This is a genomic window from Pseudomonas sp. URIL14HWK12:I6, assembly GCF_000514195.1.
Taxonomy (GTDB): domain Bacteria; phylum Pseudomonadota; class Gammaproteobacteria; order Pseudomonadales; family Pseudomonadaceae; genus Aquipseudomonas; species Aquipseudomonas putida_A.
This window is the reverse complement of record NZ_AZVL01000002.1, coordinates 234565-251970: the sequence shown is the minus strand read 5'-3', so window position 1 is coordinate 251970 and position 17406 is coordinate 234565. Positions and strand designations below refer to the sequence as shown.

14 protein-coding genes and 1 pseudogene are annotated in these 17406 nt (G+C 61.2%); 10 read left to right on the top strand and 5 right to left on the bottom strand.

All coding sequences use genetic code 11. The features are described 5' to 3' along the window. The first annotated feature begins 4 nt into the window (after positions 1–4). The 5 genes from H043_RS0104805 to H043_RS0104785 all read left to right on the top strand — a co-directional run bounded on the left by H043_RS0104805 (position 5) and on the right by H043_RS0104785 (position 6351). Positions 5–1129, top strand: coding sequence for a mannuronate-specific alginate lyase (locus H043_RS0104805; RefSeq protein ID WP_027610922.1), 1125 nt, complete (start codon positions 5–7; stop codon positions 1127–1129). A gap of 194 nt (positions 1130–1323) precedes the next feature. Beyond that, positions 1324–2889: an MBOAT family protein gene (locus H043_RS0104800; protein ID WP_027610921.1), complete on the top strand. Its 1566-nt coding sequence runs from the start codon at positions 1324–1326 to the stop codon at positions 2887–2889. Positions 2890–2899: 10 nt separating this feature from the next. Further along, on the top strand, positions 2900–4072 hold the full coding sequence (locus tag H043_RS0104795; protein ID WP_027610920.1) for an alginate O-acetyltransferase: 1173 nt from the start codon (positions 2900–2902) through the stop codon (positions 4070–4072). A gap of 15 nt (positions 4073–4087) precedes the next feature. Further along, positions 4088–4744 (top strand): alginate O-acetyltransferase AlgF, encoded by a 657-nt coding sequence (locus H043_RS0104790; RefSeq protein WP_007969549.1) that lies wholly within the window; start codon positions 4088–4090, stop codon positions 4742–4744. A gap of 155 nt (positions 4745–4899) precedes the next feature. Then, positions 4900–6351 (top strand): mannose-1-phosphate guanylyltransferase/mannose-6-phosphate isomerase, encoded by a 1452-nt coding sequence (locus H043_RS0104785; RefSeq protein WP_003221833.1) that lies wholly within the window; start codon positions 4900–4902, stop codon positions 6349–6351. 74 nt (positions 6352–6425) lie between these two features. Here the strand turns inward: H043_RS0104785 and H043_RS0104780 are convergent, their stop codons facing one another. Beyond that, entirely contained in the window at positions 6426–9278 is a 2853-nt protein-coding gene (locus H043_RS0104780) for an RHS repeat domain-containing protein (RefSeq protein ID WP_027610919.1), read from the bottom strand. A gap of 178 nt (positions 9279–9456) precedes the next feature. Between H043_RS0104780 and H043_RS0104775 the strand changes: the two genes are divergently transcribed. From H043_RS0104775 to H043_RS0104765, 3 genes and pseudogenes are all read left to right on the top strand, one after another. Beyond that, positions 9457–9921, top strand: coding sequence for a hypothetical protein (locus tag H043_RS0104775; RefSeq protein WP_027610918.1), 465 nt, complete (start codon positions 9457–9459; stop codon positions 9919–9921). Between the two features lie 34 nt (positions 9922–9955). Then, a complete protein-coding gene (locus H043_RS0104770) occupies positions 9956–10780 on the top strand; it encodes an SDR family oxidoreductase (RefSeq protein WP_027610917.1) in 825 nt (274 codons plus the stop codon). Positions 10781–10844: 64 nt separating this feature from the next. Further along, positions 10845–11030: pseudogene (locus tag H043_RS0104765) on the top strand (short-chain dehydrogenase); the annotation flags it as partial. Between the two features lie 100 nt (positions 11031–11130). Here the strand turns inward: H043_RS0104765 and H043_RS0104760 are convergent. After that, positions 11131–12012, bottom strand: coding sequence for a LysR family transcriptional regulator (locus H043_RS0104760; RefSeq protein WP_027610915.1), 882 nt, complete (start codon positions 12010–12012; stop codon positions 11131–11133). Between the two features lie 109 nt (positions 12013–12121). On the opposite strand from H043_RS0104760, the gene H043_RS0104755 reads away from it, so the two are divergent. Together H043_RS0104755 and H043_RS0104750 are read left to right on the top strand one after the other, a co-directional pair. Next, positions 12122–13492, top strand: a complete 1371-nt coding sequence (locus H043_RS0104755) for an MFS transporter (protein WP_027610914.1) — start codon at positions 12122–12124, stop codon at positions 13490–13492. Continuing rightward, positions 13489–13887: a hypothetical protein gene (locus H043_RS0104750; RefSeq protein WP_027610913.1), complete on the top strand. Its 399-nt coding sequence runs from the start codon at positions 13489–13491 to the stop codon at positions 13885–13887. The genes H043_RS0104755 and H043_RS0104750 overlap by 4 nt, the downstream gene beginning before the upstream one ends. 130 nt (positions 13888–14017) lie before the next feature. Here the strand turns inward: H043_RS0104750 and H043_RS0104745 are convergent, their stop codons facing one another. From H043_RS0104745 to H043_RS0104735, 3 genes are read right to left on the bottom strand one after another with little or no spacing between them, the layout of a single operon-like run. Further along, a complete protein-coding gene (locus tag H043_RS0104745; protein ID WP_027610912.1) occupies positions 14018–14884 on the bottom strand; it encodes an HlyD family secretion protein in 867 nt (288 codons plus the stop codon). A 10-nt stretch (positions 14885–14894) separates the two neighbouring features. Further along, positions 14895–15095, bottom strand: a complete 201-nt coding sequence (locus H043_RS0104740; RefSeq protein ID WP_003221811.1) for a DUF1656 domain-containing protein — start codon at positions 15093–15095, stop codon at positions 14895–14897. After that, positions 15085–17277 (bottom strand): FUSC family protein, encoded by a 2193-nt coding sequence (locus H043_RS0104735; RefSeq protein ID WP_027610911.1) that lies wholly within the window; start codon positions 17275–17277, stop codon positions 15085–15087. Before H043_RS0104735 ends, H043_RS0104740 begins: the two co-directional genes overlap by 11 nt. Positions 17278–17406: the final 129 nt, after the last annotated feature.

Here is a 17406-nt window from a genome sequence, read left to right as displayed (position 1 = left end):
TGCTATGCGAAATCGAACGATCAAACACTTGCTTGCGCCATCCCTGCTGACCCTGGCGATGTTCGCCGGGGCCACTCAGGCCGCCGCACCACTGCGTCCGCCACAGGGCTACTTTGCGCCGGTGGATAAATTCAAGAGCGGCGACAACAGCGAAGGCTGCGACGCGATGCCGGCGCCGTACACCGGGCCGCTGCAATTTCGCAGTAAGTACGAAGGCTCGGACAAGGCTCGCGCGACGCTGAACGTGCAGTCGGAAAAAGCCTTCCGCGACACCACCAAGGACATCACCACGCTGGAGCGCGGCACCGCCAAACGGGTGATGCAGTTCATGCGCGACGGTCGTCCGGAGCAGCTCGACTGCACGCTGAACTGGCTGACCGCGTGGGCCAAGGCCGATGCGTTGATGTCGAAAGACTTCAACCACACCGGCAAATCAATGCGCAAATGGGCGCTGGGCAGCATGGCCTCTTCGTACATTCGCCTGAAGTTCTCCGACTCGCATCCGCTGGCCACGCATCAGCAAGAAGCGCAGCAGATCGAGGCGTGGTTCAGCAAGATGGCCGATCAGGTGGTCAGCGACTGGGACAACCTGCCGCTGGAAAAAACCAACAACCACTCGTACTGGGCCGCGTGGTCGGTGATGGCGACCTCGATCGCCACCAACCGTCGCGACCTGTTCGATTGGGCAGTGAAGGAATACAAGGTCGGGGTCAATCAAGTCGATGCCGACGGCTTCCTGCCTAACGAGCTCAAGCGCCAGCAACGCGCCCTCGCCTATCACAACTACGCCCTGCCGCCACTGGCGATGATCGCCAGCTTCGCCCAGGTCAACGGTGTCGATCTGCGTCAGGAAAACAACAGCGCGCTCAAGCGTCTGGGTGATCGGGTGCTGGCCGGGGTGAAAGACCCGGACCAGTTCGAGAAGAAGAACGGCAAAGAGCAGGACATGACCGACTTGAAAGAGGACATGAAATTCGCCTGGCTCGAACCGTTCTGCACCCTCTACACCTGCCCGGCGGATGTGATCGAGAAGAAGCACGGCATGCAGCCGTTCAAGACCTTCCGCCTCGGCGGCGACCTGACCAAGGTCTACGACCCGTCGCATGAGAAGGGCAACAAGGGTTCGTAAGAGTGAATGCAATCCCCTGTGGGAGCGGGCTTGCTCGCGAATGCCGTCTGACATTCAAAACTGATGTCGACTGACACACCGCCTTCGCGAGCAAGCCCGCTCCCACAGTGAAGTGATGTCGCCCCCTGAATTTTCACGGGGGGTTTGGGGGGGCTTTGGCCCTTGACTGTTGGTTCAAACATGGAGAGATCGGGATGGTATTTTCATCCAACGTGTTCCTGTTTCTGTTCTTGCCGATCTTTCTCGGCTTGTACTACTTGAGCGGGCAACGCTATCGCAACCTGTTGCTGCTGATCGCCAGCTACGTGTTCTACGCGTGGTGGCGGGTGGACTTCCTGGCGCTGTTCGCCGGCGTCACCCTGTGGAACTACTGGATCGGCCTGAAAGTCGGTGCCGCCGGCGTGCGCAGCAAACCGGCACAGCGCTGGCTGCTGCTCGGCGTGGCGGTCGACCTGTGCATCCTCGGCTACTTCAAGTACGCCAACTTCGGCGTGGACAGCATCAACGCGATCATGACCTCGTTCGGTCTGGAACCGTTCATCCTGACCCACGTGCTGCTGCCGATCGGTATCTCGTTCTACATCTTCGAATCGATCAGCTACATCATCGACGTGTATCGCGGCGACACCCCGGCCACCCGCAACCTGATCGACTTCGCGGCGTTCGTGGCGATCTTCCCGCACCTGATTGCCGGCCCGGTCCTGCGCTTTCGCGACCTCGCCGACCAGTTCAACAACCGCACCCACACCCTCGACAAGTTCTCCGAAGGTTGCACGCGGTTCATGCAGGGTTTCATCAAGAAGGTCTTCATCGCCGACACCCTCGCCGTGGTTGCCGATCATTGCTTCGCCCTGCAAAACCCGACCACCGGGGATGCCTGGCTTGGCGCGCTGGCGTACACCGCGCAGCTGTATTTCGACTTCTCCGGTTACAGCGACATGGCCATCGGTCTGGGTCTGATGATGGGTTTCCGCTTCATGGAAAACTTCAAGCAGCCGTACATCAGCCAGTCGATCACCGAGTTCTGGCGCCGCTGGCACATCAGCCTGTCGACCTGGCTGCGTGACTACCTGTACATCACCCTCGGCGGTAACCGTAAAGGCACGCTGATGACCTATCGCAACCTGTTCCTGACCATGCTCCTGGGTGGTCTGTGGCACGGCGCGAACATCACTTACATCGTCTGGGGCGCCTGGCACGGCATGTGGCTGGCGATCGAAAAAATGCTCGGCATCAACACCTCGCCGCGCAGCCTCAACCCGATCCGCTGGGCGCTGACCTTCCTGCTGGTGGTGATGGGCTGGGTGATCTTCCGTGCCGAAAACCTGCACGTCGCCGGGCGCATGTACGGCGCGATGTTCAGCTTCAGCGACTGGTCGCTGTCGGAACTCAACCGCGCCAGCCTCACCGGTCTGCAAGTGGCGACCCTGGTGGTGGCGTACGCAACCCTGGCGTTCTTCGGCCTGCGTGATCTGTACACCAACCAGCCTCCGGTGAAGAGCAAACCTGAAGTCAACGTCGAGGCCAACGGCCCTGCCACCGCGACCCCGGGCATGATCAAGGCAGCCCCCGGCGAGAACCCGGCGAGCATCCATGAGCCTGGCTACACCGTCGGCGTCGAGGCGCAGGTGCAACCGGCCTACTGGACGGCGGACTGGTCACGCTACGTGATGCGCGGGCTGATCCTGCTGCTGTTCATCGCCTCGATTCTCAAACTCTCGGCGCAAAGCTTCTCGCCGTTCCTTTACTTCCAGTTCTGAGGGATCTGACATGACCCGCTCATTACGCATCTTCTACATCGCGCTGTTTCTGGTGACCCTGCTGGTGCTCGGTCTGTGGTCGGTGCGCAGCTTCTTCGGCTTCAGCACCAACGCCGATGCGACCGTGCTTAACGGTCGCTGGACCAAAGCCGTGGAAACCCACTACGACGATCAGTTTCCGATCAAGCGTCTGGGCACCAACCTCTGGGCGGCGCTGGATTTCAAACTGTTCAACGAAGGTCGTCCAGGCGTAGTGCTCGGTCGCGATCAGTGGCTATACAGCGACGAGGAATTCAACCCGATCGTCAACGAAGAACTGAACCTGCAAGGCAACTACGCGCTGGTCGAAGGCGTGCGCCAGACCCTGAAAGAGAAAGGCGTGAAACTGGTGATGGCCATCGTGCCGGCCAAGGTGCGTCTGTACCCGGAACACCTGGGTGAAGTGAAACCGGCGAGCATCCACGCCAACCTCTATCAGGACTTCCACGCCCGTGTCGCCGCAGACAAGATCCTCGCCCCGGACCTGCTTGGCCCACTGCAAAAAGCCAAGCAGAACGGTCAGCAAGTGTTCCTGCGCACCGACACCCACTGGACCCCGGAAGGCGCTGAAATCGCCGCCAACACCCTGGCCAAGACTATCGCCGACAAGTTCCCGCTCAGCGGCGAGCCACAGCGCTTTGTCACCACGCCAGCGGAGAAGGTCACGCACAAGGGCGACCTGCGTCTGTTCCTGCCACTGGATCCGCTGTTTGAAAACCTGATGCCGGCACAAGAGCCGCTGCAGAAGCGCAACACCGTGGCCGCCGAGCAGCCTGCCGGTGACGACGCGCTGTTCGCCAGCAGCGAAGTACCGGTCGCACTGATCGGTACCAGCTACAGCGCCAACCCCAACTGGAACTTCGTCGGTGCGCTGAAACAAGCGCTGCACAGCGACGTGGTCAATTACGCCGAGGACGGCCACGGCCCGATCCTGCCGATGCTCAGCTACCTGAAAAGCGATGACTTCAAGAACAGCCCGCCACAGGTGCTGATCTGGGAGTTTCCTGAACGATATCTGCCTGTGAACAACGAAATCGGCGACGCCGACCCACAGTGGGTCGCAGAGCTCAAACAAGCCGGTGCTCGCCAACAAAACGTAGCCATCAACACTAAATCCGAGACGCCCGATCGGGCGCAAAACTGAAAGAGAGGTAACACCATGACTTTCACTACTACTCCTCGTCGTCTCGCCAAACGCTTCGCATTGGTTGCGGGTCTGAGCGTGCTGTCGGTCCAGGCCTTTGCCGGTGGTGACGCCGCGCTGTACGGCCCGACCGCGCCGAAAGGCTCGACCTTCGTGCGCGTCTACAACGCCAGCAACGCCGAAGTCAGCGCCACCGTCGGCAGCACCAACCTGAGCGACGTTGCGCCACTGGCCAGCAGCGACTTCAGCTTCATGCCGGGCGGCGACTACAGCGCCAAGGTCGGCAGCCAGACCCTGCCGGTCAAACTCGCCGGCGACCACTACTACACCCTGGTCAACAACGCGTCCGGCGCGCCGCAACTGATCGAAGAACCACCGTTCAAGAACAAGCAGAAATCCCTGGTGCGCGTGCAGAACCTCAGCGACAAGCCGCTGACCCTGAAGACCGCCGACGGCAAGACCGACGTGGTGCCGAACGTGGCTGCCAAGGGCCGTGGCGAACGTGAAATCAACCCGGTGAAAGTCAGCCTGGCGCTGTACGAAGGCGACAAGAAAGTCGGCGACGTGAAACCGGTCGCCCTGGAGCGCGGTGAGGCAGCGGTGCTGTACGTCACCGGTTCCGGCAGCAGCCTGTCGCCAGTCTGGGTGAAACGCCCGGTGTCGACTCGCTAACCAATTTCATGAACTGACGCAGTAACCCTGTGGGAGCGAGCCTGCTCGCGAATACGGTCCGACATCCAACATCAATGTCGACTGATGTACCGCTTTCGCGAGCAGGCTCGCTCCCACAGGGCCTCTAACCAATCGATTTTTATGGAGTAAACAACATGATTCCGGTGATCTTGTCAGGTGGTAGCGGTTCACGTCTTTGGCCGCTTTCGCGTAAGCAATTCCCTAAACAATTCCTGGCCCTGACCGGTGAACACACGCTGTTCCAGCAAACTCTGGAACGTCTGGTGTTCGAAGGCATGGACACGCCGATCGTGGTCTGCAACAAGGATCACCGCTTCATCGTCAACGAACAGCTGGCCAACCGTAACCTCGAATGCCAGCGCATCCTGATGGAGCCGTTCGGCCGCAACACCGCGCCGGCGGTAGCGCTGACCGCGATGATGCTGGTCAACGAAGGTCGTGACGAACTCATGCTGGTGCTGCCGGCCGACCACGTACTGGAAGACCAGAAAGCCCTGCAACGCGCCCTCGCCCTGGCCACTGTCGCCGCCGAAAACGGCGAAATGGTGCTGTTCGGCGTGCCGGCAACCAAGCCGGAAACCGGTTACGGCTACATCAAGTCCACTGGCGATTCGCTGCTGCCGGAAGGCGTCAGCCGCGTCTCGCACTTCGTCGAAAAACCCGACGTCAAACGCGCCACCGAATACGTCGAATCCGGCGGCTACTACTGGAACAGCGGCATGTTCCTGTTCCGCGCCAGCCGCTTCCTCGAAGAGCTGAAAAAGCACGATCCGGACATCTACGACACCTGCCTGCTGACCCTCGAGCGCAGCCAGCAGGACGCCGACACCGTTACCCTGGACGAAGCCACCTTCGCCTGCTGCCCGGACAACTCCATCGACTACTCGGTGATGGAAAAAACCCAACGCGCCTGCGTGGTGCCGCTGTCCGCTGGCTGGAGCGATGTCGGTTGCTGGTCGTCGCTGTGGGAAGTCAACGAGAAAGACGCCAACGGCAACGTCAGCAAAGGCGATGTGGTCATCCAGGACAGCAAGAACTGCATGATCCACGGCAACGGCAAACTGGTGTCGGTGATCGGTCTGGAAAACATCGTCGTGGTCGAAACCAAGGACGCGATGATGATCGCCCACAAGGACAAGGTTCAGGGCGTCAAGCAGATGGTTAACACCCTCAACGAGCAGGGTCGCAGCGAAACCCAGAACCACTGCGAGGTCTACCGTCCGTGGGGCTCGTATGACTCGGTGGACATGGGTGGCCGCTTCCAGGTCAAGCACATCTCGGTCAAACCGGGCGCGTGCCTGTCGCTGCAGATGCACCACCACCGCGCCGAGCACTGGATTGTGGTCAGCGGCACTGCTGAAGTGACCTGCGATGACAACGTGTTCCTGCTCTGCGAAAACCAGTCGACCTACATCCCGATCGCCTCGGTGCATCGCCTGCGCAACCCGGGCAAGATCCCGCTGGAAATCATCGAAGTGCAATCGGGCAGCTACCTGGGCGAAGACGATATCGAACGCTTCGAAGATATCTACGGTCGCTCCACCCCGATCGAACGTGGCGTGTCGGTGAAAACCATCGCGCAGTGATCGCCCGGCAATGAGAAGCCCCCGTCCAGCCCGCTGCGTCCCCTATCCGCAGTGGGTTGGGCGGGGGCTTTTTTTCAACTCAACGAATGTTGTCGAGTCAGCCTTGGCCGGGAATGTCCCCCCAGCGATTGCTGCCTTCCCGCGTAGGGAGCCGGTGCGAGCAGTCCGATAAAGTCCTGGGTCCGCCGCAGGCTCTGCAGCGTACTGGACGTTTGCATCGACAAGTCGGAGACCGCTTCGAAAAGCTCCGGATCCGCGCTGCCGGTGGTTGCCAGCTCGGTAAGGATGGCCTGCGTCCTGAACTCGACCATGTCGATGTTTGCCGAAAGATGTTCATAAGTGTTGCTTAACGCCTCAGCATTCAGTCCCTGCGCTGCATGGATGAATTCCCGCCCCGTCTGGAACAGCCCCCGAGTTTCTGGTCCCAGTTTTTCAGAGACTGCCTCGATCACTTTGCCCTCGACCTTGGCGCGCGCCATTTGGGTCAAGCGTGATCGACCGTCGGCTGTGCGCGGATCATGCGCTGCCAATTGCAGTTTCACTGTGGCAAGACTCAGCTTCTTTTTCGGCTCGACGCTTTCAACCAGAACCTTGGGATTCAATTCGCTGCCCTTGAAATGGATAGGTCGGTTCAACTGATAGGTGTCCACCACCTTGTCGATGGCTGTACCCGCCAACTTATCGGCGACCTTCGTGCCAATCTTGCCCCCAAGCGAACCGGCTACCGGTCCGAACACGGTGCCCATTGCAGTGCCAATCGTGCCCCCTGCGGCTTGAGCGCCTGCGCTGAACATGCTGCTGGCCAGTTGCGTCCCGACGCGCCTGGCCAAGGCCTGAAACCGGTGTCGCGCCTGAGTGTGATTGAGCAATGAGTTTCTGACGTCCGCTGCCGCCGAGGTCATCGTGCTCATTAATGCCTGCTGCTTTTGCACACTGTCAGCCAACTCAGATGTGGCGGTCTTCCCGCCCCCATCGGTGTCGACATGGTTCATGGGCGAGTTACCCACCATCTGATACAGGTTCGGCCCGTCGATAAAGCCTTTCGGGTCAGGATTCAACCAGCGCTGCAACCACGGCATGTAATAGCGATAGCCGTAATAATAGAGACCTGTGGCATCGCGCTCCTTGCCCGAATAACGCAGGGTTTTGTAACTGGCCTCGGTGTCCTTGCTCCACGCCGTTTCACCGAACGGGAAGAAAGTTTCTTGACTGATGAGCCGGGCATCCTCGCCCAGTTCCAGGCAGGTCGATCCGAGATGATCCGTCAGCGTGTACCGATAATGGTCATTGGAACCGGTGGGCGGAGCACTTTCCCAGTGCAGCACGTGTACACGGCTGATGTGGCCCTCGACGGAAATCACTTGCAGTTGTTCACCGGTGGCCGTGTCGGTACGTAGCTCCAGCCCAGGCAAATAGCGCACCTGGGCCGAGACGCCGCGGGCATTCGTCTGTAACGAGCGAATCTTGCGCACACGTTGGCCGGCACCGTCGTAGCAATAGTGTTCACGGTCATTGGGGCCGCTGGCACGTTCGACCGGCGTGACCGCTTGCAACTGATTACGCAGATTCCACGTCAATGAACTCCCCGCGTACAGCGCTCGCAAATTGCCACGGGCATCGAACGCCGCGGCAATCTCCTCTTCCGTCGGTGGCACGCCATTACGGTAAGGCAAACAGCGATTACTTGATCGCGCAGCTTTGAGCTCGCGGCCATTGCGCGCGCCAACATGCGTCAGCAGCAGCAGATTGCCGGATTCATCGTAGTCGAAGGTCTGTCGATAATTGCTCACTGCTGCCGGATCGTCACGTCCGATGGACGCCGGACCTTGAGTAGCAGCACCTGCTTCCCAACCGGTGGCCACATGCAACTGGTAGAAGCTGTCATAGTCGAAACGCCTGACAGGATCGATACGCTGGTTGGCGAAATACCGGATCGGCAGTGCCTTGTCCTCGATGCTCAGCAAGTTGCCCATCGGGTCATAGTCGTAGATCAGATGTTGCAATACCTCGCCCCCGACTTTCCTCGCATGGCGGGTTCGCAAACGACCGTCCTCGGGCTGATAGGTCAGCGTCGTCAGCACACCATTGCCCGCCAGTTCCTGAGTGACTTGCCCATCAGCGTTGTAACGAATGTCGCTCACCAGCGTTTGCGCTTTGGTCTGGTGCCGCAATTGCAGATGGCAGGCGCGCAACTGACCGTCCAGCGTCAACTCGCGGTCCTGTCGATTATCACGTGCATCGACTTGTTCGAGTACCTGCCCCAGCGGCCCGAAGCGCCAGCGGGTCGTTGCACCGTCACCAGGCTCCAGCAAGCGCTGGCGGTCATCAACGTTTTGCGGCCAATCGGGGACGCTGGGGTCGAGGGTGAAGTGCCGCGTGCTTTCAATGCATTGCCCACTGATTGCAAAGCTTTGCGAGCACACACTACCCGCCGGATCATCGTGCCGAATCAACTGGCCCAGCTGATTCCGGGAGGGATCACCCGCGCCGGGCTGACCGTAAGTGAGACGTTCGACGCACCGCCTAGGCTCGGATGCGCCTTCTTCGAACACGGCAATCGGACGCAGCAGCGGGTCGTGTTGCACCTCGCGCCAGGTCTCTCGACTGTCCCAGTCGTACAGCGTCTCGGCACCCAGCCCGTACAACGCCAGCTGCGTACCGGCATCGACGCTGTCGGAGCGCAGCGTTTGCCCGATCAACGAATAAAGGGTGCGCAGATTCGCTGGCGTCAGCGGCTCGGTCGTTTGCAGTGCCCACAGGCGCGGATCCCACTGTTCCACAACACTTCCGGCAGCGTCACGCACCGTGCGATTGACGCGGGTTTGAGCTGGGCAAAGGTCGTCGGCACGCCAATAACCAACCGTCCGAACCTGCAGTCCGCGCGGGTCGCTTACTGAAAGCGTCGGTGTTTTGCCATGCTTGTTCATCAGCTTGCTCCCGGCACTAGCGTTATCCATGCTTCAGGGCATCAGAGCATCCGCGCTTTGCGATTTTCAACTGTCAGAAATTACAGTACCGACTGACGGTACATTCGGAATACGCGCGAATGTCCATTGCGCCGGCCCTCCGGTAGGATGGTACTCACGAACCAAGGAGCCTTCCCTCATGTTCATCGGCATCCTGCTGATCATCACCTGGTTGATTCTGCTGCTGCGCTATCCCGCCAAGGCTGTGCCGGTCTCAGTGGCCGCGGCTATTGGTCTGGGACTGGTGGCCATGTGGGTGGTGTGGCTGGACAACCGCGAGCTCAAGCAACTGGCGCGTCTTGAGATGCGCATCAGCTATGCACCGGAGCAATGCCCGGCAGATCGGCCGCTGCAATTGAAAATGAAGAACGGCAACGACGTGCCGCTGACTGAACTGCGCTGGCGCATCGCAGCTTACGCGCCGGGCGACACGGTCAATCTGGCCGACAACCAATACACCGCCCCGCGCTATCGCGGCCCCGGCGAACTGCAGGCCGGCGGCGACTGGGAAGACTGCCTGCCGATGCCACCGCTGCGCCCCGGTTATCGCCCACAAACCCTGGAGTTTCGTGCCGAGCGCTTGCAGGGCAGTTTCTCCGACTGATCCCCCTCCCCACTTTTTGCACAAGGAATGCGCCATGCCCGTTGCGTTGATTACCGGTTGCTCCAGCGGCATTGGCCGCGCCCTCGCTGACGCGTTCAAAGCCGCCGGTTACGAGGTCTGGGCCAGTGCGCGCAAGGCTGAAGACGTCGCGGCCCTCGCCGCTGCCGGGTTCAGCGCAATCGCACTGGACGTCAATGACAGTGTGGCGCTGGAACAACTCGCTGAGCGCATCAACCAGCAACACGGCGGCCTCGACGTGCTGATCAACAACGCCGGTTATGGCGCGATGGGGCCGCTGCTCGACGGTGGCGTGCCGGCCATGCAGCGCCAGTTCGAAACCAATGTGTTCTCGATTGTCGGCGTTACCCGCGCCCTGTTTCCGGTACTGCGCCGGACCAAGGGGCTGGTGGTGAACATCGGCAGTGTCTCAGGGGTACTGGTCACGCCGTTCGCCGGCGCCTACTGCGCCTCGAAGGCCGCGGTGCATGCGCTGAGCGATGCGCTGCGCATGGAGCTGGCGCCGTTCGGCATCCGCGTGATGGAAGTGCAACCGGGAGCGATTCAGTCGAGCTTCGCCAAGAATGCCGGGCATGAAGCGGAGCAACTGATCAACGAGCAATCACCGTGGTATCCGTTGCGTGAGGGAATTCGTGCGCGGGCCAAGGCCTCGCAGGACAAGCCGACCCCGGCCAGTGAGTTTGCGGCTGAGTTGCTCAAGGCTGTGCAGCAGAGCACGCCGCCACGCTTGATCCGTATTGGTAATGGCAGCCGCGCGTTGCCATTGCTGGCGACGTTATTGCCCAAGGGATTGCTGGAGTCGACGTTGATGAAGCGGTTCGGGTTGCGCGGCCAGCTCTGAGACCGGGTTGACGCTTTCGCGAGCAGGCTCGCTCCCACAGGAGAATGCATTCCAAATGTGGGAGGACAAGCCGACCCCGGCCAGTGAGTTTGCGGCTGAGTTGCTCAAGGCGGTGCAGCAGAACACGCCGCCACGCTTGATCCGCATTGGTAATGGCAGCCGCGCGTTGCCATTGCTGGCGACGTTATTGCCCAAGGGGTTGCTGGAATCGACGTTGATGAAGCGGTTCGGCTTGCGTGGGAAGCTCTGAGACCGGGTTGACGCTTTCGCGAGCAAGCCCGCTCCCACAGGAGAATGCATTCCAAATGTGGGAGCGGGCTTGCTCGCGAAGGGGCCAGATCAGCCAACACTCAACCCCAACCCTTCATGAAATCTATAAACGCCCGCACCTTCAGCGGCAAATGCCGGGTATCCGGATACAGCGCGTAGACACCCTGCGGGGCAAAGCGGTAATCGGCCAGCAACCGCACCAATCGCCCGGCCTGCAGATCCTCCTGAATCAGCCACTGCGGCAAAATCGCCACGCCTTGGCCAGTCAGCGCAAACGCCCTGAGCGTCGCCGAGTTGTCGGCGACGATGGCGGTGGTCCCCGGTTTTGGCTGGTAGACATGCTCGCTGCCGGCCGGGTCGGTCACGGTCATTTCCGGAACTCGGCCATGGCCCAGCGTCGGCATCGACTCCAGCGTCGCCAGCGTGGCGACCGGCGCGAAGCGCTCGACCAGTTGCGGCGCCGCCACCGCAAACACTTCGAACCTCGACAACTGCACCGCGCGCAGATTGGAGTCGTGCATGCGCCCCAGACGAATCGCCATATCGAAGCGTTCGGAGATCAGATCGGCGTGGGTCGAGGATGTCGACAAGTGAATGTTCAGTTGCGGCTGTTGCTGGCGAAACACCTCCAGCGCCGGCACCACTTGGGCCAGGGCGAATTCCACGGTGGTAGTGATGCGCAACGTGCCCTTGAGTTGCGAATGCTCGGAGCGCGCCTCCTCGATCGCCAGTCGCGCTTCGTCGAGGGTGCGCAGGCAGCGCCGATAGAAGCGCTCGCCGGCATCGGTCAGGGCCAGTTGCCGGGTGTTGCGCGTAAGCAAGGTGACGCCCAGTTCCTCTTCCAGGCGCTTGAGATTGAAGCTCACCACCGCACGGGTCTGGCCCAAGGTATCGGCAGCCGCGGTCAACGACCCGGCCTCGACCACAGCTTTGAAAGTGTCAAAACGGTCCAGGCTGACCATACCCAGCGCGCTCCCTGTCAAAATTATTTTGACAAACTAGCAGGCAAACCAGCGTTTTCCTAACGCCTGAAGCGCACTACCCTGCGCGTCTCATTACAGGGAAGCTGCCATGGCCTATCGCTCGAAAGTCGCGCTGGTGTATCTGTTCGGGTTCGCCCTCGACCTGCTGAACATGTTCGCCGCGAGCATCGCCTACCCGGACATCGCCCGGGAATTACAGGCCTCGGTAACGCAACTGGCGTGGATCACCAACGCCTACATGCTCGGGCTGACACTGATCATTCCGCTGAGCGTGTGGCTGGCGGCGCGGCTGGGCGAGCGGCGGCTGATTCTCGGCTCGTTGCTGCTGTTCGGAATCGCTTCCGGTCTGGTGGCCCAGGCCGGGTCGATTGAAAACCTGATCGGCTGGCGTTTGCTGCAAGGGCTCGGTGGCGGGTTGTTGCTGCCGATCGGTCAGGCCTTGGCTTATCGGCAGTATCCATCGACACAACGCGCGCACCTGACCGGCGTGGTGCTGATGGTCGCGCTGATGGTGCCAGCCCTGTCGCCGGCGGCGGGCGGCCTGATCGTCGAGGCGTTGTCGTGGCGCTGGATTTTCTACCTGAACATGCCGCTGGCGCTGCTCGCGTTCGGCCTGGGTCTGCTGTGGTTGCAAGCGGATCAACCCGGCACGGAACGCCCGACACTGGATCTGCGCGGCCTGCTGCTGGCGGTGGCAGCCCTGACACTGTTGTTGATTGCCGTGAGCCTGGCGAGCGCCGCCGCTACCCGACACCTCGCCGGCGGAGTTTTGCTGCTCGGCGTCCTGACCTTATGGCTGTACCTGCGTGATGGCTGGCACAAACCTGACGCGGTGCTCGACCTGCAACTGCTCAAGAGTCCGTCGTTGCGCCTGGCGATGTTGATCTACCTGTTCGTGCCCGGGGTGTTTACCGGCACCAACATGATTGCCGTGTTGTACCTGCACGACCTCGGTTTCGGCGCCGCGCAGACCGGTGCGCTGATGCTGTCCTGGGCGGCCGCATCGGGGGTGGCGATCATGCTCGGCAAACGCAGTTTCAACCGCATTGGCCCCAAACCGCTGCTGATCACCGGGATGCTTTTGCAGTGCCTGGGGATTGTCCTGCTGATGCGCATCGAACAACCCGCCGCCACGCCGCTGATCATTGCCTATGCCTTGATGGGACTGGGCGGCAGCCTGTGCAGCGTCACCGCGCAGAGCCTGGCATTTGTCGGCATCGCGCCGGAAAAAATGGGCCACTCCAGCGCTCTGTGGAACATCAATCGCCAGCTCGGTTTCTGTCTTGGCGCCGCGTTGCTCAGTTCGCTGTTGGGCGCACTGGGCGGCAACGGATTCAAATACTGCTTTGTCGCGGCGGCCTTGCTCACCTTGTTGCCCATGATCGCCGTGCTGCGTTTCGACGCCTCCACAGTGCTCGCCCTGCTGAGCCCACCTCCCCTTCAGGAAAAATCCACATGACTGACTACAACGAATATTTTGATGAAGTGATCCAGGCCCACTTGGTCATCGAACGCTGGTTTGCCGTGGAGCAGGATTCAGCCGAAATGGAGCGCTTGCTGAGCCGGTTCTCGGCGGATTTTTCCATGGTCACGCCGCTGGGCGTGGCGCTGGATATCGAAGCCTTGCGTGCGCTGTTTCACGCGGCGGGCGGGAACAAGCCCGGGTTCAGGATCGAGCTCAGTGAGCTGCGCGGGATTGCGCTGCATGCGCATGGCGGGACGCTGAGTTATCGCGAGCAGCAGAGCGATGCGAGCGGGTTGCGCACCGATCGCCGCTCGACGGTGGTGTTTGAAAAGACCGAGGCCGGGCGGGTGCTGTGGCGGCATTTGCAGGAGACGTTTTGCGCTGAATGATTACTCGGTTTTGGTCTGAAAGACCGGGTTGTCCTTATCGCGAGCAGGCTCGCTCCCACACTGGATCTGTGGCACATCGAAGATCCCTTGTGGGAGCGAGCCTGCTCGCGAATGGCCGCGACGCGGTCTGTCAGTTGTCCACCGACTCTTGCTTCACCACCACCGTGCAAGTAATCCCCGCCGCCAACAACACCCCCTCCGGCACTTCATCGATGTGAATGCGCACCGGCACCCGCTGCGCCAGGCGTACCCAGTTGAACGTCGGGTTGACGTCGGCGATCAGCTCGCGGCTTTCCGGGTTGTCGCGGTCGTAGATGCCGCGGGAAATGCTCTCGACATGGCCCTTCAACACTTCGCCGCTCATCAGTTGCATGTCGGCCTTGTCGCCTACGCGCACGTGCGGCAGTTTGGTCTCTTCAAAGAAGCCGTAGACCCAGAACGAGTTCATGTCGACCACGGCCATTTTCGCTTCGCCGATGCGCGCGTAGTCACCGCGATGCACGTTGAGGTTGGTCACGTAGCCGTCCACCGCCGCGCGCACTTCAGTGCGTTTGAGGTTGAGTTCGGCGGCTTCCAGTTGCGCTTGTGCGTGTTGGTAATCGGCGAGCGCGGCGTCGGCGATGTTGCTGGCGTCGTCGCGGTTTTCCTTGGAGATCACCAGGTTGTCGAGGTCGGCACGACGATGCGCGTTGACCTTGCGCATCTCCCAGGTCGACTTGCGCGAAGCGACCAGCGACTGCGCCTGCTTGACCGCGATGCGGTAGTGCTCCGGGTCGATCTGCATCAGCAGGTCGCCCTTCTTCACCAACTGGTTGTCGCGCACCGGTACGTCGACCACTTCCCCGGTGACGTCGGCCGCGACGTTGATGATGTCCGCCCGCACCCGGCCGTCGCGGGTCCACGGGGTGTTCATGTAGTGCTCCCACAGGGTCCGGCCGATCCACAGTGCCAGGGCCAGCACCAGCAGGGTCGCAAGCAGGCTGAAAAACTTTTTCATCAGAACGTTCTCAACGGTAGACAGTCAGCGCCATGGCGCCGAACAGACAGGTAAACAGACTCAGGCGCAAAAGCGCCGGGTGCCAGAAAAAGCGGTACAGGTCGAACCCCGAGAGGAACCGGTCCAGCGCCCAGGCCAGCGCCGCAGCGACAAAAAACATCAAGGTCATGGTCGGCATGTACACGCCGTGGAAGGCGATTTCACGAGGCATGGGCAAGTCCTTCGGGCTTGGCGACGGCATAGGCGGCGAGTGGTGATTGCGGGTCGAGCAACGAGGTGCGGATGAAGTGCAGATAGCTCTTCACCCGGCGTAACGCGGACGTGTCAAAGTGCGGCGCGAACGGCTCGTCGGTCGCGGCGACCCGGCTGATCGCATGATCGACCGCCACCAGTGCGCGCTCCAGATTGCTCGGGTTCGGTTGCAGAAACAGTCGCACCAGCGCCCGGCCCATCACGCGGATAGCCTGCCGCCACGGCTGCGATTCGGCATACGCCGGATGCACCGGGAGGATCGCCTGTTCCTTGCGCAACTCGATGATCGCGTGGCCGACTTCGAGTACCACGAACATCCAGCGCAGCAGATTCTTCTGCACCGTCGGCTGACCTGCCGCCAGGCCATAAGCCTGGTGCAGCAGGTCACGGGTACGACTCTCGAAACTCGATGCCAGGCCCTTGAGCTTGCCGCTGATCGCATAGACCACTTGCTCGCGCAGATCCTGCTCCAGGCGCTTCCACAACCAGCGGCTGTTCGGCGGCAGAATGATCGCGCCGGCAGCGGCACACACCAGCATGCCCATGACCATCGCGATGTAGTCGTTGATGAAGCTGTAGGGGTTGTAAATGGTCAGGTTGTCCGGCACCGAACCGGTGCTGAAGAAGATCAACAGACCCAGGCCGATCCCGGCATATTTCGGCCGCGAAGCGAGGAACGAGCCGAGCACGATGACTGGCGCGAGCATCACACACAGCAGCGGAAATCCGTCGATCCACGGGAAGATGAAAAACATCTCGACGAAGCCGATCAGCGCCCCGAGGAACGTACCGCAGGCCATTTGAAAAGCCATGCGTTTGGGGTTGGGCGTGGCGGCAGACAGGCCCACGGTCGCGGCAGCAATCAGGGTCATGGTCGCGCCGCTCGGCCACGCGGTGGCGACCCAGTAACTACCGAGCACAATCAGGATGAACGAGGCGCGAATCCCCGAAGCCGCAGCGGCCCACCAGTTGGTTTGCGGGGTGAACGGCTCGTCCCAGCGCTCACGCTCGTGACTGTGATCAGCCAGCGAGGCGTGGGTCTGTGCATAACTGTGCAGGTCGTCGACGAAGCGATAGAGCAGCTCGTATGCAGTGTGGAAATCCAGTTGCTCGGCTTCACTCGGACCGGTTTCCTGAAAGGCTGCACGCAGGCTGCGCACCCGCGCCGGCAGACCTTCCTTGTAGCTCGCCAGTGCCGTGACCAGACGTGCGGCGTCCGGGCTGGTCAAGGCACGACCACTGAAGCCGTCGAGCACTTCGGCCAGATCCTGCAGGCCCGGCCTGATCGCGGCCACCACGTGTTCTTCGTCATTCACACGCAAGCGTTCGAGCAACTGATGCAACGCGTTGAAGCGCGTGGTAATGCCCATGAACTCGCTGTTCAAACGGCTGAGGCGACCGTTGCGCCGACGCATGTGCGGGTCTTCGAATACGGTGACGCTGCGCAGCCCTTCCAGGCCCACGGCTTCGGCGATGAAACGCACGTTGCTCGCTTCGAACGATTCGGCTTTGCTGCGCCCGCGCAGGCCATCGGTGACGAACAACGCGAACACCCCGAAGCGCTGATACAGCGCGTTGCGCATCGCCGCGCTGGCTGTTTGCGGCAGGATCGCGGCGCTGACCACCGTCGAGCAGAGAATCCCCAGCGAGATCTCCAGCACCCGCCACACGGCGGCCATGAACGCACCGTCCGGATGCGCCAGCGCCGGCAGCCCGACCATCGCAGCGGTGTAGCCCGCAAGAACAAAACCGTAGGCGCGAAAGTTACGGCAACGCGCCGCACCGGCCGAGCAGATGCCGACCCAAATCGCCAGCGAACCGAGGAACAACTCAGTGTTTTGCGCGAACAGCGCAATCAGCGTGACCATCATCGCCGACCCGGCCAGGGTGCCAAGGAAACGATAGAAACTCTTGGCGAACACCTGGCCGCTCTGCGGCTGCATGACGATGAACACGGTGATCATCGCCGTGCGCGGTTGCGGCAACTCCAGGCGCATCGCCAGCCACAGCGTGAGGAACGCGGCGAGCAATACCTTGAAGATATACACCCAGGTCACGCCATCGCTGCGCGCCCAGTCAAACAAACCCCGACGCCATTCCAGGGAGTAGAGCCAGCGTAGAGGTGCGGGCAAGGGAGTCATTAAATTTTGCTCAAGAATTCAGTCGAACCGGAGAACCTGTGGGAGCGGGCTTGCTCTCGAATGCGGTGTGTCAGACACCTGATGCGCTGGCTGACACACCGCATTCGCGAGCAAGCCCGCTCCCACAAG